This window comes from uncultured Pseudacidovorax sp., from assembly GCF_913773995.1.
Lineage (GTDB): Bacteria > Pseudomonadota > Gammaproteobacteria > Burkholderiales > Burkholderiaceae_C > Xenophilus.
This window is the reverse complement of the sequence record NZ_CAJYES010000076.1, coordinates 33,046-55,749: the sequence shown is the minus strand read 5'-3', so window position 1 is coordinate 55,749 and position 22,704 is coordinate 33,046. Positions and strand designations below refer to the sequence as shown.

Sequence of the window (22,704 nt, the reverse complement as noted above, 5' to 3'; positions counted from 1 at the left end):
TGCGCGGCAAAAGGGTTCGCGCTGGCCGATCAATGGCCGCCCGCCTTGCCCACGCGCAGCCGCGGATCGACGGCGAAATAGAGCAGGTCCACCACCAGATTGATCACGACGAAGATCAAGGCGATGAGGCACAGGTAGGCCGCCATCACCGGAATGTCCGCGAAGGTCACGGCCTGGATGAAGAGCAGGCCCATCCCGGGCCACTGGAACACCGTCTCGGTGATGATGGCGAAGGCGATCAGCCCGCCCAGCTGCAGCCCGGTGATGGTCATCACCGGCACCAGCGTGTTCTTGAGCGCGTGGCCAAAGTGGATGGCACGGTTGGACAGCCCTCGCGCCCGTGCGAACTTGATGTAGTCGGTGCGCAGCACCTCGAGCATCTCGGCACGCACCAGCCGCATGATCAGCGTGAGCTGGAAGATCGCCAGCGTCACCGCCGGCAGCACAAGGTGGTGCCAGCCATCGAACGTGAGCAGGCCGGTGCGCCACCAGCCGATCTGCACGATGTCGCCACGGCCGAAACTGGGGAACCAGCCCAAGTGCACTGCGAAGACCAGGATCAGCAGAATGCCGATCAGGAACGTGGGCAGCGACACCCCCAGCAGCGAGAGCGTCATGAACATCTGGCTCATGAAGCTGCCCCGGCGCAGCGCCGCATACACGCCCATCGGGATGCCAAGCAGCAACGCCAGCCCAGCGGCCACCAGCGCCAGCTCCAACGTGGCCGGGAAGCGCTCGGCGATGAGACTGGACACCTTGGCACCCTGGCGCAGGCTCAGACCGAACTCGCCCTGGGCCGCGTTGATCAGAAAGTGCCAGAACTGGACGAAGAAGGGCTGGTCGAGGCCCAGGGCGGAGCGCAGCTCGCGGATCTGATCGGGCGTCGCGTCCTGCCCCAGGAGGAAGACCACCGGGTCGCCCACGTACTGGAACAGCAGGAAGGCGATGAAGGCCACCGCCACCATGACGATGACGGCCTGGATCAGGCGACGCAGAACGAAGGCGAGCATGCGTGGGTAAATTCCTCGAAGCGGGAAGCAGAGCAAAGGACATGCCCAGACCACATCCCGGCCGCAGGGAGCATAAGACCAAACATCGCCCCCGGCGCCCTGTTTTGGTTCATGGAAAGCACTAAGCCCACTGTGTGGGCTCACTGCCTCTACTCGCCAGACCGGCGCTGGGCGCGGACCTGGGGCCCGGCTCAAGCGTGGGTCAGTTCACCTTCACGCTGCGCCAGTCGATGCGGTTGTCGGCGCGGTGGATCACCTCGATGTTCTTGCGCATGGCCCAGGGGATGACCTGGTTGTGCAGGGGCAGGTAGGCCACGTCCTCATGCGACAGCAGCAGTGCCTTTTCGAGCAGCTCGTTGCGCACCTTGAGGTCCGTCTCCACCTTGACGCGCTCGACGAGGGCATCCATCTGCGGGTTGGAATAGCGGCCCACGTTGTAGTTGCCGTCGCCGCCTGCGCCGACCGTGCGCAGCAGCGACTGCAGGCTGTAGAGCGCATCGAAGGTGGGCACGCCCCAGCCCAGCATGTAGATGCTGGCTTCGTAACGCTGGATCATCGGGAAGTAGGTCACCAGCGGCAGCGTGCGCAGCTTGGCCTTGACGCCGATGCGCGCCCACATGGCGGTGACGGCCTGGCAGATGGATTCGTCGTTGATGTAGCGATTGTTGGAGCAGGCGAAGTCGACCTCGAAGCCCTGCGGATAGCCCGCCTCGGCCAGCAGCTTCTGCGCGGCGGCCACGTCATAGGGCCAGCGCACGTCGGCCTTCTTCGTCCAGCCGTTGACCTGCGGCGCGATGACGGTACCGGTGTTCTGCGACAGCCCGCGCATCGTCACGCGGTGGATCGCGGCGATGTCGATGGCCTGGTAGAGCGCCTTGCGCACCCGCACGTCCTTCAGCGGGTTCTTGCCTTTGACATTGGAGCCGGGCAGCTCGTCGCGGAACTGGTCCATGCCCAGGAAGATGGTGCGGTTCTCGACGCCGTCGATGACCTTGATGTCGGCGTTGTTGCGCAGTCGGCCCAGGTCCTGCGGACTGGGGTCGAGCACGAAATCCGTCTCGTTCGAGAGAAGTGCCGCCATGCGCGTGGCCTGCGACTTGATGGGCGTGTAGACGATCTCCGTCACGTTGGTGGGGTTCTTGCCCCAGTAGTGCGGATTGGCCACCAGCACCAGGCGCTGGTCGGGCTGCCACTCCTTCACCATGTACGGCCCTGTGCCCATGGCGTTGCGGTGGGCGAAGGTTTCCTCCTGGGTCTTGATGTCCTTGGGCTCGAGCGAGCGGTTCTTCTCGGCCCACGCCCGGCTCATGATGCGCAGCTCGGTCAACTGGTTGATGAGCGTTGGCGTCGGCGCCTTCAGCAGGATGTCGACGTTGCTGTCGTCCACCTTCACCACCTGGTCGATGCCTTGCGCATAGACCGCATAGTTGGACGTCTTGGCCATGGCACGGGTGAGCGAATAGACCACATCCTCGGCCTTGAGTGGCGAGCCGTCGCTGAACTTGACGCCGCTGCGCAGGGTGATGCGCACCTGCGTGGGCGAGATGTTCTTCCAACTCGTGGCAAGTTGCGCCTCGGGCTTGAAGGTCTTGCTGTTGTAGTAGACCAGCGAGTCGTAGATGGCGGCGTGCACGCCGTTGCCCAGCGCGTTGTTCTGGGAGTGGATGTCCATCGTCGGGATGTCACTCGCACTCGACCACCGGAAGGTCTTGGCGTGCAGGGGCAAGGCGACCCCCATCGACAACACCACCGCCATCGGTGCGCACAGACGTTTGAAATTCACAGGCAACCCCTCGTATGTTTTGGAGGGTCGACTATTGCAACGTCGCCGACATCCGGCAATGGAGGATGGGCGTGACGCAGGGTCATTGCGCTGCTGGAGCGGGCTGCGACCGCCCATTCGCCCAAACACGCGGCCCCACACGAGCGTTTATGCCAGTCGCATCGAATGCCAACAAAAAAGCCACCCGGCTCGCACCGGGTGGCTTTGTCGAACTTGATCCTTAGCTGGCCTGCGCCAGCATCAGATTAGAACGAGTGACGGATACCGAAGTCGTAGCCGACCGAGCTCTTCGGCAGGTAGGCACCGGTCAGAGCGGTACCAGCCGGCTGGAACGTGGCGACGTAAGGGGTAGCCAGGCCATTGGAGTTGGCCTGGTAGTCGGCGCCGTTCTTGTTCTTGATGTAAGCCACGGTGGCGTACAGAGCGGTGCGCTTGCTCAGGTTGTGGACGTAGCCCAGAGCCAGTTGGTCAGCCTTGGGGGCGTTGTACTGGAAGAAGGGGTTCGTCAGGTACACCAGGGGGTTCTGGTCCACGCGGGTCTTGACCTTGCCGTAGGTGGCCTTGATCTGACCGGCGCCGACCGGCACCGTCACGCCCAGCAGAGCGCCGTCGAGCTTGGTGTCGGGGTTGAACAGGGGCTGGTTGTTGCCCGAGTAGTCAACCGTGCCCTTGACGTTCACGTACTGAGCGAACAGCTTCACGACGCCAAAGTCGTAGCTACCGCCAACGTTGAAGTTCTTCGACAGGTTGTTGGTGCCCACCGTGAAGTTCGAAGCGTTGACTTGCTCGCCATAGGCAACGGCAACGTCCAGAGGACCGTTGGCGTAGCCGAAGCGGCCACCCCAGTAACGGCCGGTGCGGCTGCCGTTGTTCAGGCTGCCTTGCAGGAAGTTGTCGTACTTGGCTTGCTCGCTGAAGCCGTACATGGCCTGGCCATAGAAGCCGCCCAGGTTCGGGGGCAGGAAGTAGCCGATGCTGTTGCTGGCGCGAACGTTGGAGCCTTCGATCGCGGGCACAGCGGTGCTGCCGCCGATGGCGCGTTGCACCAGAGCGGTGCCGGCGCCGTTCGTGCCGAACGGATCGAACACGGTCAGGTTCCAGAACGTCGGCTTGTAGTCACGGCCCAGACGCACTTCACCGAAGGGGCCCGACAGGCTCACGGTGGAACGACGCTGGAAGTTGAAGCCGCCGCCGGTGGCAGCACCGGTGCCGTCGTCGTTGTTCAGCGCGCCTTCCAGCCAGAAGCTGGCAGCCAGGCCGCCACCCAGGTCTTCCACGCCGCGGAAGCCCAGACGGCTGGAGCTGTTGGCCGAGTTGCTGATGCCGGTACGGCTGGAGGTCGTCGACTGGGGCAGCAGAGCGTAGGCAAACGGGTTGGCCAGCAGAACCGCGGGGTTCGTCACCAGTTCGCTCTTGTTCGACACGCCGCTGATCGAGGCGTCAACGATACCGAACAGGGTCACCGACGATTGGGCCGAGGCCACACCGGCGACAGCCAGGGCAGCCAGAGCAACTAGAGATTTTTTCATTGCAAGTTTCTCCAAGGTTAAACATAGGGCGCCGGTGCGAAGGGTTCACCGCGCTGGCACATGCTGTGCTCCCGCCGGGCCCCGGGCCAACCTCCTTTTGGGAAGTTGTCGCTATTGCACCAGACGCCCGGCATCACGGCAAAGCAAATCGGGCCAAATCTGAAGGGGGCTCCGCGTTTCGTTGCAGTAGTACAACAAGACCAGGGCACGCTCAACCTCGGTGCCGAGCCGCATGGTTTTCACATTACGGAAAGATGCAGCACTGGTGGCACCGCACAGCATGCGTTCAAATGCCAGCATGAGTTCATCCGTCGATGCATTTCTCGGCACTCTAGACAGCGCGCTGCGCACGATCTGGGGACGCCCGCGCGCCAGCACTCCGTCACCCGCCCAGGCCCTGCCAAGTTCTGAGGCACCCTTGTCCGCTGCTGAACGCAAAGAGGCCGGCGCGCTGATGCGCGTCAATCATGTGGGTGAGGTCTGCGCGCAGGCGCTCTACTGTGCGCAGGCTGCGACCACTGGCAACCCTTCGCTCAAACAGACTCTGCTGCGAGCGGCGCAAGAGGAAACGGACCACCTCAGTTGGACGCGTGACCGCCTGGACAGGCTCGGCGCTCGGCCTTCACTGCTGAATCCGCTTTGGTACAGCGGCGCCTTTGCACTGGGGATGATCGCCGGTCGTTTGGGTGACAAATGGAGTCTGGGCTTTGTCCAAGAAACCGAAAAGCAGGTCGAAGCGCATCTGGATGGTCATTTGAGTCGCCTGCCTGTCGGCGACATTGCCTCTCGCGCAGTGGTCGCCCGCATGAAGGCAGACGAAGCTGCCCACGCCGCTTGGGCGAGCGCGGCAGGCGGACTGCCGTTACCTGCACCGGCAAAGGCCCTCATGCACGTCGCGGCGCGGGTCATGACCACCGTCGCCCATCACATTTGATACACCATACGGCCGTCCGAACGACGGTGCGGCACGGGTTGCGGCCCAGGAGAGATTCAGCCTGAAGTGGTTCGAGCACTGTCCACAAGCTCATAGCTCGTGGTGATCTCAGCGGTCTTGGCCAACATGATGCTGGCGGAGCAGTAGGTTTCGTGACTCAGCGCGATGGCCCTCTCGACCGCCAACTCTGGGATCGCACGGCCTGTCACCTTGAAGTGCATATGGATCTTGGTGAAGACCTTGGGATCCTTTTCTGCCCGCTCACTGGTCAGACGCACGCTGCAGCCTTCCACCTGATGACGCCCTCGGCGAAGGATCATGACGACGTCGTAGGCGGTGCATCCTCCAGTCCCTGCCAGGACGGTCTCCATGGGCCGCGGCGCGAGATTCTGTCCGCCGTTCTCGGGCCGTGCGGCGTCCGGTGCACCATCCATGGTCAAGACATGACCGCTGCCGGTCTCAGCGACAAACCCCATGGAAGAGCGTGTACCCGCATGACCGGTCCAGCTGACTGTGCATTCCATCTGTGAAAGTTCCTGGCCCAACTTAGTGAACTACTTCACGGAGGAGAGGGCGTTTGTAGAAATGTTGCGATTCCGCATCACAGACTTGTTGCGATGCAGCATGGCTTTGCTATACTTTATCCCATCGCATACTCGAGGGTATGCCCCAGTTGTCTCCTCCACCCTCCCAATTGGTGGATTTGGCCCCGAGTCGCAAGACTCGGGGCTTTTTTCTTTGGCGCGCTTGGAGCGCCCCGCTGCATTCGGTTTTGTCGCACCACCGAAATCGCGCCGGCCTTGTCATTGAAGTGATGAGCCGCTTGGAGCCGGGTTCTAAGGTGTCGTCATGCACCAAAAAGCGAAGTCCCGCGCCGCCTCTACGCGAGCCGAACAGCGGTGTTCGTGCGCCCTCCGCTTCCCGGCCGCCAGAGGGGGGCCGCGTATCATCAAACGCTGTTCTCATTGGTCCTTCCTTTCGCCATGCCTACCAGCCAGGGACCGGCGCTGACGCCCGCCGACTATCTCAAAAAAATCCTGACCGCCCGTGTGTACGACGTGGCCATCGAATCGGCGCTGGAACCCGCTCGGAGTTTGAGTGACAGAGTTGGCAATACGGTGTTGCTCAAACGTGAAGACCAACAGCCGGTGTTCAGCTTCAAGCTGCGCGGTGCGTACAACAAAATGGCGCATCTCACGGCGGAGCAGCTTGGGCGGGGCGTTATCTGCGCGTCGGCCGGTAACCATGCCCAGGGTGTTGCCCTGGGCGCGCGCAAGCTGGGGACGCGGGCGGTGATCGTCATGCCCGTCACGACGCCGCAACTCAAGATCGACGCCGTGCGCGGCCTAGGCGGCGAAGTCCATCTGCATGGCGACAGCTACTCAGATGCCTACCAGCACGCGCTCACGCTGCAGGAGCAAGAAGGTCTGACCTTTGTGCATCCATTCGACGATCCTGAAGTGATCGCCGGGCAGGGAACGATCGCCATGGAGATCCTGCGGCAGCACCAGGGCCGCCTCGATGCCGTGTTCGTTGCCATCGGCGGTGGCGGGCTGATCTCGGGCGTGGCCAACTACATCAAGGCGGTGCGGCCCGACATCCGCGTCATCGGCGTGCAGATGAACGACTCGGACGCCATGATGCAGTCCGTGTCGGCCCGTGAGCGCATCACGCTGCCCGACGTCGGGCTGTTTTCCGATGGCACGGCCGTCAAGCTGGTCGGCGAAGAAACCTTTCGCATCGCCAGCGACCTCGTGGACGAATTCATCACGGTCGACACCGACGCCGTCTGCGCCGGCATCAAGGACATCTTCATCGATACGCGAAGCATCGTCGAGCCCGCCGGTGCACTGGCCGTTGCAGCGATCAAGCAGTACGTGCAGACGCACGGAAAGCGCGGCGAAACCTATGCGGCGATCCTGTGTGGCGCCAACATGAATTTCGACCGCCTGCGCTTCGTGGCAGAGCGGGCCGAGGTGGGCGAGGAGCGTGAGGCCCTGTTCGCGATCACCATTCCCGAGGAGCGCGGCAGCTTCCGCCGCTTCTGCGAACTGGTGGGCCAGTTGCCTGGCGGCCCGCGCAACGTGACCGAGTTCAACTACCGCATCAGCGATGCGCAGCGCGCCCATGTTTTCGTTGGCCTGACGACGCAGCAGCGCGGTGAATCGGCCAGCATCGCGGAGCTCTTCCGCAGCCACGGATTCGGCGCCCTCGACCTCACGCACGACGAGCTCGCGAAGGAGCATGTTCGCTACATGGTGGGGGGGCGCAGCGGTCTGGCGAGCGACGAGCGGCTGCTGCGCTTCATCTTTCCGGAGCGGCCCGGCGCGCTGCTGAAGTTCCTGAGCCTGATGAAGCCGAACTGGAACATCAGCCTGTTCCACTACCGCAACCAGGGCGCCGACTACGGACGCATCCTCGTCGGCCTGCAGGTGCCCGCGGCGGAAGATGGCGTCTTCCAGGCCTTCCTGAAGGAACTGGGCTATCCCTTCATCGAAGAGACGGCCAACCCGGCCTATCGACTCTTCCTTCAGGCCTGAGGGCCTGCCGCGTCAGGGCTCGACGAGCGAACGCGGCGGTCCGTTCACGGCAAGGGGCCGCGGCGGTACGGTCAACCGAAACCCCGTCCCGCCCGCAGCCGGACCGATGTGCGCACCGGCCGCGTCAATGGACTGCAGCACGAGCTGGCCATCGAAAGCCGCACCCGCGCGGTAGGAACGCGGTGGCTTGCCATCGACCGCAATGAGTGCGACGCCGCCGCCGTCCCGATCCGCCGCCACCCCCAGCAGCCTGAAGCGGCTGGCAACGTCGGGGGCCATCGGCGCGCTGGCCGCGACCTTCACTGCGCCGAAGGCACGCGCAACATCGCCTGTGTCCACACCCAGCGCGGGCACGGCCACGGGCGGTGCAAGCGCACTGTCGACCGGCGCTGCGAGGCGCAGGCCCCAATACACCGCGCTTGCAGCAGCAGCTGCCCAGAGCAAGGCAGTGGTCGCCAACACGGGCCATCGGGAAGATACGGGCAACGCACTCGTCATATGCGGGCATTATCATGCGCCGCCCATGACAGCTTCCTACCAACGCAACCGGCAGAGCCCTCTCCAGCGCGGCTTCACCCTCATCGAACTGATGGTCGTGCTGGTGATCATCGGCGTGCTCGCCGCCCTGATCGTTCCCAATGTGATCGGCCGCGCCGACGACGCGCGAGTGACCGCCGCCCGCACGGACGTCAACAACCTGATGAACGCGCTCAAGATGTACCGTCTGGACAACCAGCGCTACCCGACGAGCGAGCAAGGCCTGCAGGCCCTGGTCACGCGCCCCACCACCGGCCCCGCCGCGCCCAACTGGAAGCCCTATGTCGACAAGCTGCCCAACGATCCTTGGGGGCGCCCCTACCAGTACGTGAATCCGGGCATCAAGGGCGAGGTGGATGTGCTGTCGCTAGGCGCCGACGGCCAGCCCGGGGGCGAGGGCAACGATGCCGACATCGGCAGCTGGCAGTAGCCATCTGCGCCAGACCGCCGCCGGCTTCACGCTGATCGAGCTGCTGGTGGTGGTGGCGATCATCGCCTTCGCGACCGCTGGCGTCGGCTTTGCATTGCGCGACACGGCGCGCGTCGGCCTGGACAGGGAGGCCGAGCGGCTCGTCGCCCTGCTCGAAGCCGGACGCGCCCAGGCCCGCGCCAGCGGCGCCGCGGTGCGCTGGCGCGTCACGCAACAGGGTTTCGTCTTCGATGGTGTGCCGCCTGGCGCTCTGCCCCAGGGTTGGCAGATGGCGGGCGTGAGCGCCCAACCCCTCGATGCGGCCGGCCGTCCCGTCGCTTCGCTGCTGCTGGGGCCCGAGCCGATCATCGGCGCGCAGCAGGTGCTGATCCGCGGCGAGGGTCCGCCGACGCAGGTGCTTCGACTGGCCACGGACGGGCTTCGGCCCTTCTCCGTGGTCGATCCGGGTTCGCCATGAGCATCGGCACTGCCGCGACCAGGCGCTTTCGCGGCGCAAGCGCGGGCCACGCGGCGACACGGCTCCATGCCCCTGCCGGTCACGGCGGCTTCACGCTGGTCGAGGTGCTGGTCGCACTGGCCATCGTCGCCATCGCGCTGGCGGCTGGGGCGCAGGCCACCAACGCGCTGACGCGCAATGCGCAGCGCCAGTCCGACATGGTTCTGGCACAACTGTGCGCCGAGAACCAGCTCATCCAGCTGCGCCTCTCGCCGCAGATGCCCCCTGTGGGCGAAAGCAGCCAGGGTTGCGAGCAGGCGGGCGTTCAGCTGGACGTGGCGGTGTCCACCACGCCGACGCTCAACCCCAACTTCAACCGCGTCGATGTGCAGGTGCGCGACGCGCAGCGCTGGCCGCTGCTGCGGCTGTCCACGGTGATCGGGCGCTACTGATGACCCGACCTCACGCCGCGCGCGCGGCACGCCTGCGCGGATTCACGCTGGTCGAGTTGCTGGTCGCCCTGGCGGCGATGGCCCTGCTGGCGCTCATCAGCTGGCGAGGCCTGGACAGCATGGCCCGCGTCCAGTCCCAGCACAGCGCGCGCGACGAGGCCGTGCTGGTGCTGCAAACCGCGCTGGCTCAATGGGGCGCCGACCTGGACGGCGCCACCAACTTCGGAAACACGCCGGCACTGGACTGGAATGGCCGCGTGCTGCGCATCACCCGGCAGGGCGTCGATGCCCAGGGCAGCCCTGCAGCGCGGGTGATCGCCTGGGCGGTCGGCGCCACGGCGGACGGCAGCAGCAGCTGGTTGCGCTGGCAGTCGCCGCCGCTGGCCAGCCGTGCCGACTGGACCCAGGCCTGGGGCACCGCCGCGGCGTGGGCCGAGTCCGCCCTGCCCGGCGCCGATGCGGCCGCCACGCGCGTCCTGCCGGCGGCCGGCTGGAACGTGGGCTACTTTCGCAATGGTGCCTGGAGCGTGGCCGTCCAGGCACAGGCCCTGGGCACGGCCACGCTGCCCGACGGCGTCCGGCTGCAGTTGCAGTTGCCACCCGGTCCCGGGTTGTCGGGCCTCATCACGCGCGACTGGCTGCGGCCCACCTGGAGCGCCGCCAAGACCTCATGAACGCCAACTCCGCCCCGGTCCGGCGGCAGCGGGGCGCCGCCCTGCTAACCGCCCTGATCACTGTGACGCTGGTGGCCACCATGGCCGCCGCGGCGCTGTGGCGCCAATGGCGCGCCACCGAGGTGGAAGCGGCCGAGCGCTCCCGCCTCCAGGCCTCGCTGGTGCTGGCCGGCGCGCTGGACTGGTCGCGGCTCATCCTCGCCGAAGACGGACGCACCGGCGGCGCCGACCACCTGGCAGAGCCCTGGGCCGTGCCGCTGGCCGAGGCCAAGCTCACCAGCTTCCTGGCGGCCGACAAGAACGTCGCCAGCGACGCGCTCGAAGGCCTGCCCGATGCCTTCCTGTCGGGCTCGATCACCGACGCGCAGTCGCGGCTGAACCTGCGCAATCTGGTCGATTCCGGTGGCCGACCCGTCTTGCGGGCGGTGGCCGCCACGCGCAAGCTCTTCGATCTGCTGGACCTGCCGCCCGGCCAGGTGGACACGCTGGTGCAACAGATGCGCCGGGCCCTGCTCGCCGGTGGCGGTGCGGCACAGACGCCATCTGCAGGCACCGGCGCGGACGGCACCTCCACCGCCAGCGCCGCTGCAGCGGCCACCAGCACCGAGACGCAGAACGCGACGGCCTCCACCTCCGCTTCTGCCTCGACCGACGACGCCGGTGCATCCGAGGGCGCGCCGCTCATGCCCCAGCGGTTGGAGCAGCTCGGCTGGCTGGGTTTGCCGGCCGACACCGTGGCGGCCATTGCGCCCTACGTGACGCTGTTGCCGGCAAGCACGCCGGTCAATCTCAACACGGCGAGCGCCGAGGTGATCTTCGCCGCCGTCGAGCAGATCGACATGGCGGGCGCCCGCAAGCTGGTCGAAGTGCGCCGGCGCAAGTTCTTCTCCGATCTGGCCGAGGCATCGCAGCAGCTCAGTTCGGCCACGGACGTGCAGCTCACGCCGGGCCAGGTCGGTATCTCGACCAGCTATTTCGAAGTGCGCGGCCGGCTGCGCATGGACCGCTACTGGGTCGAGGAAGCCTCGCTGCTGCACCGGACCGGCACCACGGTCAACATCATCTGGCGCCAGCGCAGTGCCGGGGTTCAACCGACTGGCGGCGCCGGCTAAATGCCGGAAAATCTTTCCATTCCATCGCCGCCCGCCCCCCTGACCGCCGACATGGTGTCATCGATATGCCTTGCAGCCCCTCCACAATGCCGCCTCCGCCTCCAGCGGATCTGGAGGCATGCCTGCGCTTCAAGGGAATCGCTTCGCCATCGTGTCGATCCGTGCGCTTCTTCGGATTCGGGCGATCTGCCGCGCCAACCTGCCGCTTCACGGTTGAAGTGCGTCCCTAGAATGAAAAACTTTCCGCGACACGCGCCATGGCCCTGATCCTCGTCCAGCCGCCGCCTCCGTCCGCGCCTGGCCTGGGCTCCGTGGCCTGGGCGCATTGGTCTTCCGACGGCCGCCAGTTGGTGGGTCAGGGTGAATCGCCCATCTCCCTGCTGCCGGGCCAGCACGAGCTGGTGCTGATCGTGCCTGCCTCCGCCCTGTCGTGGCATGCCGTCTCGCTGCCGCCAGGCAGCCTGCAGAACGCGGCGCGGGTGCGCAACGTGCTCTCGGGCCTTCTGGAAGACCGGCTGCTCGACGATCCGGAGCAACTGCACTTCGCGCTCTCACCCGGCGCCGAGGCCGGCGCTGCGGCGTGGGTGGCCGCCTGCCGCCGCGACTGGCTGCAGGCCACGCTGCAGGCCATCGAGGCCACGGGCCGACGCGTCAGTCGACTGGTTCCCGAATTCGCGCCTCAGGCCGAGGGCCAGCCCGCGACTGTCTTCGTCACTGGCGACAGCGCGTCGCCCTGGCTCACCATCTGCAACGCACAAGGTGTGCTGCGACTTCCGTTCTCGGCCAGCACGGCGGCGCTCGCAGCGGCCCACTCGGAAGCCGGCGAAGCCATGGCCGAGCCGGCGGCCGCTGCGGTGGCCGAGCACCTGCTCGGCCACGCCCTGCCCCTCCTGCCTACTGCGGAACGCTGGCTGCAAGCCAGCCAGTCCGGCTGGGACCTGGCCCAGTTCGAATTCGCCACCACGGGCAGTGCACGGGCCCGCAAGCAGGCCGGCGCCCTGGCGGCCGCGGTGTGGCGGGCACCCCGCTGGCGCGCTGCGCGCTGGGGTGCGGCCCTGCTCGTCGTGCTGCAGCTCGTGGGACTCAACGCCTGGGCATTCAAGGAGCGGCGCGCGCTGGAGGCCAAGCGCCAGCAGGTGCGGCAGGTGCTCACCCAGACCTTTCCGCATGTGTCGGTGGTGCTCGACGCGCCGGTGCAGATGTCCCGCGAAGTGGCGGCGCTGCAGGCGGCCACGGGCGGCCTGACGCCCTCCGACTTCGAGCCGACTCTCGCCGCACTGGGCGGCAGCCTGCCCGCAGGGCGGGTACCCTCGGCCATCGACTACAGCGGCGGCCAGTTGCGCCTGCGCGGCGTGACGCTCTCGCCGGCAGAAATGGAGTCCGTGCAGACCGGTCTTCGCAGCCGCGGCTACAGCGCACGCGCCGAAGGCGACCTGCTGCTGGTCCAGGCAGAGGCCGCACGATGAGGCGCAAGACTTGCGTCGATCCCGACGGCGCGCGTGCCGCCCACCCCTTCCCCCCGGCACGCACGACATCCGCCCCAACGCCAGCCCCGACCGACAAGGCTCCTTCGTGAATCGCCGCCCCGCTTCCCCGGCCCGCCTGCAGACATGGTGGGCCACGCTGGCTCCGCGCGAGCGGCGGCTGGCCGCAATCGCCGCCCTGCTCGTGGGGGTGGCACTGCTGTGGTGGGTGGCCCTGGCGCCCGCGCTGCGTACCGTCTCGACCGCACCGGCTGCCCATGCCGCACTGGACGCCCAGCTGCAGCAGATGGCGTCGTTGCAAGCCCAGGCCCGCGCCATGCAGGGGCAGCCCCGGCCCAGCCGCGAAGATGCCCTGCGCGGAATCGAGACGGCCGCGCGCAAGGGTCTGGGACCCGATGCACAAGTGCGTGCCGCAGGTGGCGATGCCGTGGCCATCGGGCTGCGCAGCGTGCCGGCCGACCAACTGGCCGATTGGCTTGCCCAGGCCCGCGCCAATGCCCGCGCCGTGCCGCGCGAGGCGCATCTGACCCGCGCCCAGACCGCCGCCCCCACCGGCACCGGTGCCGCCAACGCGACCGCGGCGCCAGGCGTGGTGCAGCCATCCTGGCAGGGCACCTTCGTCATGGGCCTGCCCGCCGCGCGCTGACCATGGCCCTTCGCACTGCCGCCGCCGTTCGACGGGAGCCGCGCGCGCCCTGGCGCTGGGCCGTGGTCGGTGCGGTGCTGGGCGCCCTCATCGCGACGGTGGTGTGGGCGCCGGCCCGCTGGCTCGCGCAGGGGCTGGATTCGGCCACCAGTGGCCAGCTGCAGCTGCGTGATGCGCGCGGCACCGTCTGGAAGGGCAGTGCCGCCGTCGTGCTCGCCAGCGGCGCGGGCGGCGCCGACCGGATCGCGCTGCCAGGCCGCATGCAGTGGCAATTGCGCCCCGCCTGGCTGGGCGTGCGCGGCCAGCTCGAACTCGGCTGCTGCACGCAGGGCCCGCTGGGCTTTGCGGCCGGCCCGGCCGGCAGCGCCGGCTTCCGCCTGGCCTGGGACGACGGCCGCAGCCGCTGGCCTGCGGCCATGCTGAGCGGCCTGGGCGCCCCCTGGAACACCTTGCGGCTCGACGGCGCGCTCGACCTGCGCACCGACGCCTTCGCGCTGCGCTGGTCGCAGGGCGGCCTCGCACTGGACGGCCGCGCCGTGCTCGATGCGACGGATCTCAGCTCCAGCCTCAGCACGCTGCGCCCGATGGGCAGCTACCGGCTGGTGCTCGACGGCGGTCCCGCGCCCAGCCTGCTGCTGACCACCACCCAGGGTGCACTGCGCCTGTCGGGCAGCGGCCGCTGGAACGGCAACACCATGCGTTTCGGGGGCGAGGCCAGCGCCGCGCCCGGCAGCGAGGACGCCCTCGCCAATCTCCTGAACATCATGGGGCGGCGCGAAGGCGCGCGCTCCATCATCAATCTCGGTTGACCATGAAGCCTTCCCTCACCCTGGGCGCCCGCGCCGCCCGTGCCCTGCTTGCCGTGCTCGCACTGCAGGCGATCGCTCCCGCCGCGATGGCCCAGGATGCCGCCAGCCCGGCCGTGCGCCGCGGCGAGCCCATCACGCTCAACTTCGCCAATGCCGACATCGAGGCCGTGGCCCGCACCATGGGCGTGATCACGGGCCGTGACGTGGTGGTCGACCCGCGCGTCAAGGGCCAGATCACGCTTCAGACCGATCGCCCGCTGGCGCCGGCGGCCGCCTTCGACCAGTTCGCGGCGGCGCTGCGGCTGCAGGGCTTCTCCATCGTGCAGTCGGATGGCCTGTTCAAGGTGCTGCCCGAGGCCGACGCCAAGCTGCAGAGCGGCACCGTCACCACCTCGGTGGGCGGCGCTGGTGGCGTGAGTGGCAGTCAGATGATCACGCAGGTGTTCCGGCTCAACCACGAGTCGGCCAACAACCTGCTGCCGGTGCTGCGGCCGCTGATCCCGCCCAACAACACGATCAACGCCAACCCGGGCAACAACTCGCTGGTCATCACCGACTACGCGGACAACATGCGCCGGCTGGCCCGCATCATCGCGGCGCTGGACGTGCCCAGCGCCTCGGACATCGAGGTGATCCCGCTGCGCTACTCCATCGCCTCGGACATGGTGCCGCTGGTGCAGCGCCTGATCGACGGCGGCGGGGGCGGCGGTGGAATCGCCGGCGTCGCGGCGGGCGGCGCACCCACGGGTGGTGGTGAAGCGGGCTTCCGCACCGCGCTGCTGGCCGATCCGCGCAGCAATGCGCTGATCGTGCGGGCCGCCACGCCGGCACGGCTGCAGCTGATCCGCTCGCTGGTCGACAAGCTCGACCGCCCGGCCGCGGACACGGGCAACGGCGCGGCCGGCAACATCTACGTCGTCTACCTCAAGAACGCCGACGCGGTGCGCCTGGCGGCCACGCTGCGCGCCGCCATGGCGGCCGGCCTGGCCAACACCAACGGTGCGGCCGGCGCGGGCGCGGCCCAAGGCGGCGGCAGTGCCGCCTCGGCCGTTCCGCAGGCCATGCCCAACACGCTGCAGGCCGGACTGTCGAGCCTGACCAGCAGCGCCGCCAGCACGCCGGTCAACAACGCCAACCAGCCTTCCACCGGCGGGCAGATCCAGGCCGACCCTTCCACCAACTCGCTCATCATCACGGCGCCCGAGCCGCAGTACCGCCAGTTGCGTGCGGTGATCGAAAAGCTGGACAGCCGCCGCGCCCAGGTGCTGATCGAGACGCTGATCGTCGAGGTCAACGCCGACAAGGCCGCCGAATTCGGCGTGCAGTGGCAAAGCGCCCTGGGCAGCAACGGCAGCAGCAACGTCGGCGTGATCGGCACCAACTCCAGCCTGGCCGGCGCCAACATCATCAACCTCGCCGTGGGCCTGGCCACCAAGACCGCCACGACCTTGCCATCGACGGGGTTCAACTTCGGCATCGGTCACAAGTACGGCGACAACTACGTGCTGGGCTTCCTGGCGCGCTTCCTGGCCTCCAACGGCGAGGGCAACGTGCTGTCCACGCCCAACCTGCTGACGCTGGACAACGAGGAAGCAAGAATCGTCGTCGGCCAGAACGTGCCCTTCGTCACCGGCCAGTACACCAACACTGGCAGTGCCACCACGCAGGTCAACCCCTTCCAGACCATCGAGCGCAAGGACGTGGGCCTGACGCTGCGGGTGCGGCCGCAGATCAGCGAGACCGGCACCGTCAAGATGACCATCTTCCAGGAGGTCTCGGCGGTGGTGGCCTCGTCGGTCAACAACGTCAACGGCCCGACCACCAGCAAGCGCGCGATCGAGTCCAGCGTGCTGGTCGACCAGGGCGGCATCGTGCTGCTGGGCGGCCTGCTGTCGGACGAGTATTCCGCCTCGCAGGAGAAGGTGCCCGGCCTGGGCGACGTGCCCATCATGGGCAACCTGTTCAAGAGCGAGACGCGGCGCCGCAACAAGACCAACCTGATGGTCTTCCTGCGCCCGACCATCGTGCGCGACCAGCTCTCCAGCGACGCCATCACGGCCGACCGCTACGACACGCTGCGCGCCCTGCAGCAGGCCAGCCAGCCGCCCACCGACAACCCCATGCTGAACAACGTGCGCGATTCCTTCGTGCTGCCCCCACTGCCGGCCGTGCAGGGCGTGGGCGACGACAGCCGCCGCATCGACGGCACGCGCCTGATCCCGCCGCCGCTGCCGCCCGCCGTGCCCGGCCCGCTGTCGCCGGACGCGCTGAGCCGTGCGCCGCTCAAGGGCGCCCTGCCGCCCACCGACGACCCGGCCTCGCGCCGCGAGATGCCCTGATGCCGGCCCTGCGCCATCCCCTGCCCTACGGCTTCGCGCGCAGCCAGCAGCTGCTGCTGGAAGAGGACGACGCCGGCCGGCTGACGCTGTGGATGCCGGTGGGCGCCCCCGCCAGCGCCGTGGGCGAGGTGTTGCGGAAATACCCGGCCGCCCAGGTCGATCTGCTGCCGGCCGACCAGCTCGCACAGCGCATCAGCGCCGCCTATGCGCAGGGCGAATCCAATGCCGCCGCCATCGTGAGCGAGGTCGAGACCGACGCCGATCTCTCGCGCATGATGCAGGAGCTGCCGGCGGTGGAGGACCTGCTGGAATCCGCCGGCGACGCGCCCATCATCCGCATGCTCAACGCGCTGCTCACGCAGGCCGCGCGCGACGGCGCCAGCGACATCCACATCGAGCCCTACGAGCGCACCTCGGCCGTGCGCTTCCGCATCGACGGCACGCTGCGCGAGGTGGTGCAGCCCAACCGGGCCCTGCATGCGGCGCTGATCTCGCGCCTGAAGATCATGGCCGACCTCGACATCGCCGAAAAGCGCCTGCCGCAGGACGGCCGCATCTCGCTGCGCATCGGCACGCGGGCGGTGGACGTGCGCGTCTCCACCCTGCCCTCGGCCCACGGCGAGCGGGCCGTGCTGCGCCTTCTGGACAAGAGCGAGAGCAAGCTCACCCTCGAATCGGTGGGCATGCTGGGCGACACCCTCCAGCGCTTCGAGACGCTGATCCAGCAGCCGCACGGCATCATCCTGGTGACCGGCCCGACCGGCTCGGGCAAGACCACCACCCTCTATGCGGCGCTGTCCCGGCTCGATGCCGGCAGCAGCAACATCATGACGGTGGAAGACCCGATCGAATACGAGCTGCCCGGTGTGGGCCAGACGCAGGTCAATGCCCGCATCGAACTCACCTTCGCCAAGGCCCTGCGCGCCATCCTGCGTCAGGACCCGGACGTGATCATGATCGGCGAGATCCGCGACTTCGAGACCGCGCAGATCGCCATCCAGGCCTCGCTGACGGGCCACCTGGTGCTGGCCACGCTGCACACCAACGACGCCGTCAGCGCCGTCACCCGCCTGACCGACATGGGCGTGGAGCCCTTCCTGCTGTCGAGCTCGCTGCTGGGCGTGCTGGCCCAGCGGCTGGTGCGCAAGCTGTGCCCGCATTGCGCCGCGCCCGGCCCCGATGTCCAGATGCAGCCGGTGGGCTGCGAGGCCTGCGGCCACACCGGCTACCAGGGCCGCACCGGCATCTTCGAGCTGCTGGTCGCCGATGACGCCGTGCGTGCGCTGGTGCACAACCGCGCGCCCGAGAGCGAGCTGCTGGCTGCGGGCGCGCGCGGCGGCCTGCGCTCCATGCGCGCCGACGGCGAGCGGCTGGTGGCGACCGGCATCACCTCGCGCGCCGAACTGCTGCGCGTGACGCGGGACTGAGCGCCCTTCTCCATGCCCCTGCACGCTCACCCCGTCCCCGCCTGCCGCAGCGCGCTGCCGGGCCTTTGCGCGGTGCTGGGCATGGGCGCGCTGATGGCGCCCGGCCTGGTGGTCGCACAAGGCTACGCCGACTTCCATGGCGAGTGGCGCGGCAGCGTAATGGTCTTCGAGCTGGGCGCAGACGGATTCCAGGTCGGGCGCCGCCTGGCCTCAGACCTGTGGCTGCGCATCGGTGCCGACGGCCAGGTCTCCGGCCAGATGCCGCGCGCCAGCTGCGGCATCCAGGGCAGCGCGCTGCCCTACCGCAGCAATGCCCATGCCCAACTGGCCGTGCAGGTGGACCGCTGCACCGACCCGCGCGTCAACGGCCGCTACGAAGGCCGGCTCCTGACCAGCGAAGCGCATGGTCATGCCTCGCTTCGACTGCGTAGCGCCACGGCCCCGGTGAAAGCCGACGGCAACGAGATCTCCGGCATCCTGCAGCGCTGACTGCCCTTTTACCGACCGACGCATGCCCGCCTACGCCTTCGAAGCCATCGACGCAGACGGACGCCCCCGCAAGGGCGTGCTGGAGGCCGACACCGCCCGCGCGGCGCGCAGCATGCTGCGGGCGCAGGCGCTGATCCCGCTCTCCGTCGAAGGTGTGGCTGGCGGAACGGATGCAGGTGGCGCCGCTACCCCGCTGTGGCGCCGACGCATCGGCGGACGCGTGTTCAATTCCACCGCGCTGGGCGTCTGGACGCGACAGCTCGCTGGCCTGGTGGCCTCCGGCCTGCCGCTGGAACGCGCCCTCACCGCCCTGACCGACGAGGCCGAAAGCGAACCGCAGCGCCAGCTGGTGGCCTCGCTGCGCGCCGAGGTCAATGGTGGCAGCAGCTTTGCGCGCGCACTGGCGCAGCACCCGCGCGAGTTCTCGGCCATCTACACCGCCGTCATCGGCGCCGGCGAGCACAGCGGCCAGCTCGGCCTGGTGCTGGAGCGCCTGGCCGACGACCTGGAGGAGCAGCAGGCGCTGCGCCAGAAGCTGATCGGCGCCACGCTCTACCCGGCCATCGTCACGGTGATCGCGGTGGTGATCGTGATCTTCCTGGTGAGCTACGTGGTGCCGCAGGTGGCCAGCGTGTTCGCCGGCACCAAGCGAGCGCTGCCCTTGCTGACCCAGGCCATGCTGGGCCTGTCGGCCTTCGTGCGCGGCTGGGGCTGGCTGATGCTGGGCGTGCTGGCGGTGGCCGTCGTAGGCGGCAAGGCGGCGCTGGCGCGCGACGCATTGCGCGAACGCTTCGACGCCTTCTGGCTGCGCCTGCCGCTGGTGGGCAAGCTCGCGCGGGGCTACAACGCCGCGCGCTTCGCGGGCACCCTGGCCATGCTGGCGGCGGCGGGTGTGCCCATCCTGCGTGCGCTGCAGGCCGCGGCCGAGACGCTCAACAACCGCGCCATGCGCGCCGATGCGCTGGATGCACTGACGCTGGTGCGCGAAGGCGCGCCGCTGGCCTCGGCCCTGGCGCAGAAGAAGCGCTTTCCGGGCATCGTGCCCATGTTCGCCCGCCTGGGCGAGCAGACCGGCGAGCTGCCCGTGATGCTGCAGCGGGCCGCCAAGCAGCTGTCGGCCGAGGTGCAGCGCCGCGCCATGCATCTGGCCACCATCCTGGAGCCGCTGCTGATCGTGGGCATGGGTGGCGTGGTGATGCTGATCGTGCTGGCGGTGCTGCTGCCGATCATCCAGCTCAACCAGTTCGTGAAGTAGGGTCGCGGGGCGCGCGTGGGCCTTGCGGGTTCGCGTGTGCTTTGTCAGGGCATCACCAATTCGTAGGCGCTGCTGCGCCCACCGCCGGGCGCCTTGCGCAACACGCCCAGTTCGAGCAGCGCCGTGATGTCGCGCAGGGCCGTGTCGGCCGAGCATTTGGCGATGGCCGCCCATTTGCTGCTGGTGAGCTTGCCCTCGAAGCCGTCGAGCAGGCGATTGATCAGCTTGGCCTGCCGTTCGTTGAAGGCGGTGCCCGCCCAGTGCTGCCAGAAGCGTGCCTTGGCCAGCACGGCGCTCAACGCGGTCTGCGCGCTCTCCAGCGCACGCCCAAGCGCGGCCAGGAACCAGGCCAGCCAAGCGGTCACGTCCAGCGAGCCCTTCTGCGTGCGCTCGAGGATGTCGCAATAGGCATTGCGCTCCCGCTGGATCTGCGCCGACAGGCTGTAGAAGCGCTGCCCGGCGCCATCGGCGCGCGCCAGGAACAGGTCGCCCACAGCCCGGGCGATGCGACCGTTGCCATCGTCGAAAGGATGGACGGTGACGAACCACAGATGCGCCAGGCCCGCCTTGACCAGCGCCGGCACGAGGCTGCCCTCGGCCTCCGCCCAGGCCAGGAAGCGCGCCATTTCCGCCGCCAGTCGATCGGCCGGCGGTGCCTCGAAGTGCACATTGCGCCGGTGCACCGGGCCCGAGACCACCTGCATCGGCCCGGTGGCATCGTCGCGCCAGCGGCCGACGGCGATGCGCGACAGGCCCGAGTAGCCGGTCGGGAACAGCGCCGCATGCCAGCCGAACAGGCGCTCGGCCGTGAGCGGATCGGCGCTGCGGCCGGTGGCGTCGAGCACCATCTCCACCACGCCGTCCACATGCCGATCGGCCGGCGCGAGAGCGCCGATGTCCAGCCCCAGCCGGCGGGCGATGGAGGAGCGCACGGAGGCCGGGTTCAGCAGTTCGCCCTCGATCTCGCTGGTCTTGAGAACGTCGTCTGTGAGGGCGGCCAGGCTGGCGCGGTCCCGCAGTTCCAGGCCCACATCGGCCAGCCGGCCGAGCAGAAGACCCTGGGCGCGGCTGACGTCTTCCAGCGGCTGGGCCAGCGCTGCAAGGTCGTAGCGCCAGGCCGGCCAATCGGCCGACTGCCAGATGTAGAGATATTCACCGCTTTCCATGCGGCGATTAAACAAGGGGACGCGGCGAATGCGCAAGTCATTTACCGCATTTTTTGCGGCGAATAGCCCACGTATATGCCGCAGTTTTTTTTGGAGGATTGCCTTGACCCGCGCCGGAAAGGGCCCTGCGCGCCGTTCAGCCCTACGACAGGCTCAGGGCGAACGGGATGAGGGCGCAGGGCGTGCGTGATGAGGACTCAGGACAGCGGCTCAACGCCCGGCCGTGTTCATCGCCGTCAGCACCGCCGAGGTCATCGCCTGCACGCCGATCTTGATCGACGGCTCGGGTACCGGTGCGAAGAAGGGCGAATGGTTGAAGGGCAGTGGCTTGCCGCCCTTCTTCATCGACTCGGCCACGTCCTTGGGATCGGTCACGCCGACGAAGAAGAACATCGACGGGATGCCGGCGTCGGTGAAGACCGAGAAGTCCTCGCTGGCGGTGATGGGCATGACCTGCACCACCCGCGCCTCGCCGAACTGGCTGCGCAGGGCGGCCACGGTGCGGTCGACTACCGCCTGGTCGTTGACCACGGCGCCGGTGCTGCTGTCTGCGCCCAGGCGCACCTCGGGCTCGGGAGCGCCGGCCATGGCGGCCGATGCCAGCGCGGTGCGGCGGATGCCATCGAGCAGCTTCTCGCGCACCTGCGGCTTGTAGCTGCGGATGGTGCCGCTGAGCTTCGCCGTGTCCGGGATGATGTTGCCCGCCGTGCCGGCCTGGAAGGCGCCGATGGTGACGACGCCGAATTCCCCCGGGTCCTTTTCGCGGCTGACCACCGTCTGCACATCGCTGACGAAATGGGCGCCCATGGTGATCGGGTCGAGGGTGGCGTGCGGCGCCGAGCCGTGGCCGCCGCGGCCCTTGAAGGTGATCTCCAGGCTGTCGGAGGCCGAGGTGACCGGCCCTGCGCGGTAGCCGACGAATCCGTAGGGCGAGGGGCTGGTGTGCAGCGCGAAGGCGAAGTCCGGCTTGGGGAAGCGGGTGAACAGGCCGTCGTCCACCATGGCCTTGGCGCCGCTCACCGTCTCTTCGGAAGGCTGGGCGATGAACATCAGCGTGCCCTTCCACTGGTCCTTGAGGGCCAGCAGCGTGCGGGCCGTGCCCACCCAGCTGGCCATGTGGATGTCGTGCCCGCAGCTGTGGGCGACGAAGGTCTCGCGGCCGTTCCATTGGGCCTTGGCGCGGCTGGCGTAGGGCAGGCCGGTCTTCTCTTCCATCGGCAGGGCGTCGAGCTCGGTGCGCACCATCACCGTCGGGCCGGCGCCGTTGCGGTACAGCGCCACCAGCCCGGTTCGACCCACCTTCTCGGTCACCTCGAAGCCCAGGGCGCGCAGCTCGGCGGCCAGCTTGCCGGCGGTGCGCACCTCCTGGAAACCCAACTCCGGGTTGGCATGCAGGTCCTTGTAGAGCGCATCGAGCTGACCGTACATGCCGTTGACGAGCGGCTGAATCTTCTCGGGCGAAACGGTCTGCGCGCTGACAGGCGCGATGGCGCAGGCAGCCAGGACGGAGAGTGAGAGCTGGCGAATCGAGAGCGACGAAATCATGGTGTGGCGCAGTGGTCCGTGGGCGACCCGAGGAATCTAGGCAATGCTCTGTCAGGCGTCCAATGCATTGTTCTATGCTCTGGCATGCATTCGACTCATGCAAAGCC

The 22,704-nt window shown here is 68.2% G+C and carries 21 protein-coding genes; 14 read left to right on the top strand and 7 right to left on the bottom strand.

All coding sequences use genetic code 11. The features are described 5' to 3' along the window. Positions 1-29: 29 nt before the first annotated feature. From QZ772_RS06755 to QZ772_RS06745, 3 genes are all read right to left on the bottom strand, one after another. Positions 30-1,010, bottom strand: coding sequence for an ABC transporter permease (locus tag QZ772_RS06755; protein ID WP_295524207.1), 981 nt, complete (start codon positions 1,008-1,010; stop codon positions 30-32). A gap of 202 nt (positions 1,011-1,212) precedes the next feature. Further along, positions 1,213-2,766, bottom strand: coding sequence for an ABC transporter substrate-binding protein (locus tag QZ772_RS06750; RefSeq protein WP_295524259.1), 1,554 nt, complete (start codon positions 2,764-2,766; stop codon positions 1,213-1,215). A 272-nt stretch (positions 2,767-3,038) separates the two neighbouring features. Continuing rightward, the gene (locus QZ772_RS06745; protein ID WP_295524205.1) at positions 3,039-4,322 is read right to left on the bottom strand and encodes a porin; all 1,284 of its coding nucleotides are present in this window, start codon (positions 4,320-4,322) and stop codon (positions 3,039-3,041) included. A gap of 298 nt (positions 4,323-4,620) precedes the next feature. Between QZ772_RS06745 and coq7 the strand changes: the two genes are divergently transcribed. Further along, on the top strand, positions 4,621-5,256 hold the full coding sequence (gene coq7 / locus QZ772_RS06740) for a 2-polyprenyl-3-methyl-6-methoxy-1,4-benzoquinone monooxygenase (RefSeq protein ID WP_295524204.1): 636 nt from the start codon (positions 4,621-4,623) through the stop codon (positions 5,254-5,256). Between the two features lie 56 nt (positions 5,257-5,312). Here the strand turns inward: coq7 and QZ772_RS06735 are convergent, their stop codons facing one another. Next, the gene (locus tag QZ772_RS06735; protein WP_295524202.1) at positions 5,313-5,780 is read right to left on the bottom strand and encodes an OsmC family protein; all 468 of its coding nucleotides are present in this window, start codon (positions 5,778-5,780) and stop codon (positions 5,313-5,315) included. 459 nt (positions 5,781-6,239) lie between these two features. On the opposite strand from QZ772_RS06735, the gene ilvA reads away from it, so the two are divergent. Further along, positions 6,240-7,796: a threonine ammonia-lyase, biosynthetic gene (ilvA, locus tag QZ772_RS06730; protein WP_295524258.1), complete on the top strand. Its 1,557-nt coding sequence runs from the start codon at positions 6,240-6,242 to the stop codon at positions 7,794-7,796. A gap of 12 nt (positions 7,797-7,808) precedes the next feature. Here ilvA and QZ772_RS06725 read toward each other — a convergent pair whose 3' ends face one another. Beyond that, on the bottom strand, positions 7,809-8,255 hold the full coding sequence (locus tag QZ772_RS06725) for a type II secretion system protein N (RefSeq protein WP_295524201.1): 447 nt from the start codon (positions 8,253-8,255) through the stop codon (positions 7,809-7,811). 64 nt (positions 8,256-8,319) lie between these two features. On the opposite strand from QZ772_RS06725, the gene gspG reads away from it, so the two are divergent. The 12 genes from gspG to gspF all read left to right on the top strand — a co-directional run bounded on the left by gspG (position 8,320) and on the right by gspF (position 19,886). Then, positions 8,320-8,763, top strand: a complete 444-nt coding sequence (gene gspG / locus QZ772_RS06720) for a type II secretion system major pseudopilin GspG (RefSeq protein WP_295524200.1) — start codon at positions 8,320-8,322, stop codon at positions 8,761-8,763. Next, on the top strand, positions 8,738-9,220 hold the full coding sequence (locus QZ772_RS06715; RefSeq protein WP_295524199.1) for a Tfp pilus assembly protein FimT/FimU: 483 nt from the start codon (positions 8,738-8,740) through the stop codon (positions 9,218-9,220). The genes gspG and QZ772_RS06715 overlap by 26 nt, the downstream gene beginning before the upstream one ends. Continuing rightward, positions 9,217-9,651 (top strand): type II secretion system minor pseudopilin GspI, encoded by a 435-nt coding sequence (gene gspI, locus QZ772_RS06710; RefSeq protein ID WP_295524198.1) that lies wholly within the window; start codon positions 9,217-9,219, stop codon positions 9,649-9,651. Before QZ772_RS06715 ends, gspI begins: the two co-directional genes overlap by 4 nt. Then, positions 9,651-10,325 (top strand): type II secretion system protein J, encoded by a 675-nt coding sequence (locus QZ772_RS06705; RefSeq protein WP_295524197.1) that lies wholly within the window; start codon positions 9,651-9,653, stop codon positions 10,323-10,325. The genes gspI and QZ772_RS06705 overlap by 1 nt, the downstream gene beginning before the upstream one ends. Next, positions 10,322-11,437, top strand: a complete 1,116-nt coding sequence (gene gspK / locus QZ772_RS06700) for a type II secretion system minor pseudopilin GspK (protein WP_295524196.1) — start codon at positions 10,322-10,324, stop codon at positions 11,435-11,437. Before QZ772_RS06705 ends, gspK begins: the two co-directional genes overlap by 4 nt. 257 nt (positions 11,438-11,694) lie before the next feature. Further along, the gene (gspL, locus tag QZ772_RS06695) at positions 11,695-12,903 is read left to right on the top strand and encodes a type II secretion system protein GspL (protein WP_295524195.1); all 1,209 of its coding nucleotides are present in this window, start codon (positions 11,695-11,697) and stop codon (positions 12,901-12,903) included. 106 nt (positions 12,904-13,009) lie between these two features. After that, positions 13,010-13,567, top strand: a complete 558-nt coding sequence (gene gspM / locus QZ772_RS06690) for a type II secretion system protein GspM (protein ID WP_295524194.1) — start codon at positions 13,010-13,012, stop codon at positions 13,565-13,567. Between the two features lie 2 nt (positions 13,568-13,569). Next, entirely contained in the window at positions 13,570-14,376 is an 807-nt protein-coding gene (gene gspN, locus QZ772_RS06685; RefSeq protein WP_295524193.1) for a type II secretion system protein N, read from the top strand. Between the two features lie 2 nt (positions 14,377-14,378). Next, the gene (gspD, locus tag QZ772_RS06680) at positions 14,379-16,715 is read left to right on the top strand and encodes a type II secretion system secretin GspD (RefSeq protein ID WP_295524192.1); all 2,337 of its coding nucleotides are present in this window, start codon (positions 14,379-14,381) and stop codon (positions 16,713-16,715) included. Further along, positions 16,715-18,142: a type II secretion system ATPase GspE gene (gspE, locus tag QZ772_RS06675; RefSeq protein ID WP_295524191.1), complete on the top strand. Its 1,428-nt coding sequence runs from the start codon at positions 16,715-16,717 to the stop codon at positions 18,140-18,142. Before gspD ends, gspE begins: the two co-directional genes overlap by 1 nt. A gap of 12 nt (positions 18,143-18,154) precedes the next feature. Further along, positions 18,155-18,631 carry a hypothetical protein gene (locus QZ772_RS06670; protein ID WP_295524190.1) on the top strand — a complete coding sequence of 159 codons (477 nt, stop codon included), beginning with the start codon at positions 18,155-18,157 and terminating at the stop codon, positions 18,629-18,631. A gap of 22 nt (positions 18,632-18,653) precedes the next feature. Beyond that, positions 18,654-19,886, top strand: a complete 1,233-nt coding sequence (gene gspF, locus QZ772_RS06665; RefSeq protein WP_295524189.1) for a type II secretion system inner membrane protein GspF — start codon at positions 18,654-18,656, stop codon at positions 19,884-19,886. Between the two features lie 44 nt (positions 19,887-19,930). Here the strand turns inward: gspF and QZ772_RS06660 are convergent, their stop codons facing one another. Together QZ772_RS06660 and QZ772_RS06655 are read right to left on the bottom strand one after the other, a co-directional pair. After that, positions 19,931-21,052 (bottom strand): Fic family protein, encoded by a 1,122-nt coding sequence (locus tag QZ772_RS06660; protein ID WP_295524187.1) that lies wholly within the window; start codon positions 21,050-21,052, stop codon positions 19,931-19,933. 210 nt (positions 21,053-21,262) lie between these two features. After that, positions 21,263-22,597 carry an amidohydrolase gene (locus QZ772_RS06655; protein ID WP_295524185.1) on the bottom strand — a complete coding sequence of 445 codons (1,335 nt, stop codon included), beginning with the start codon at positions 22,595-22,597 and terminating at the stop codon, positions 21,263-21,265. Positions 22,598-22,704: the final 107 nt, after the last annotated feature.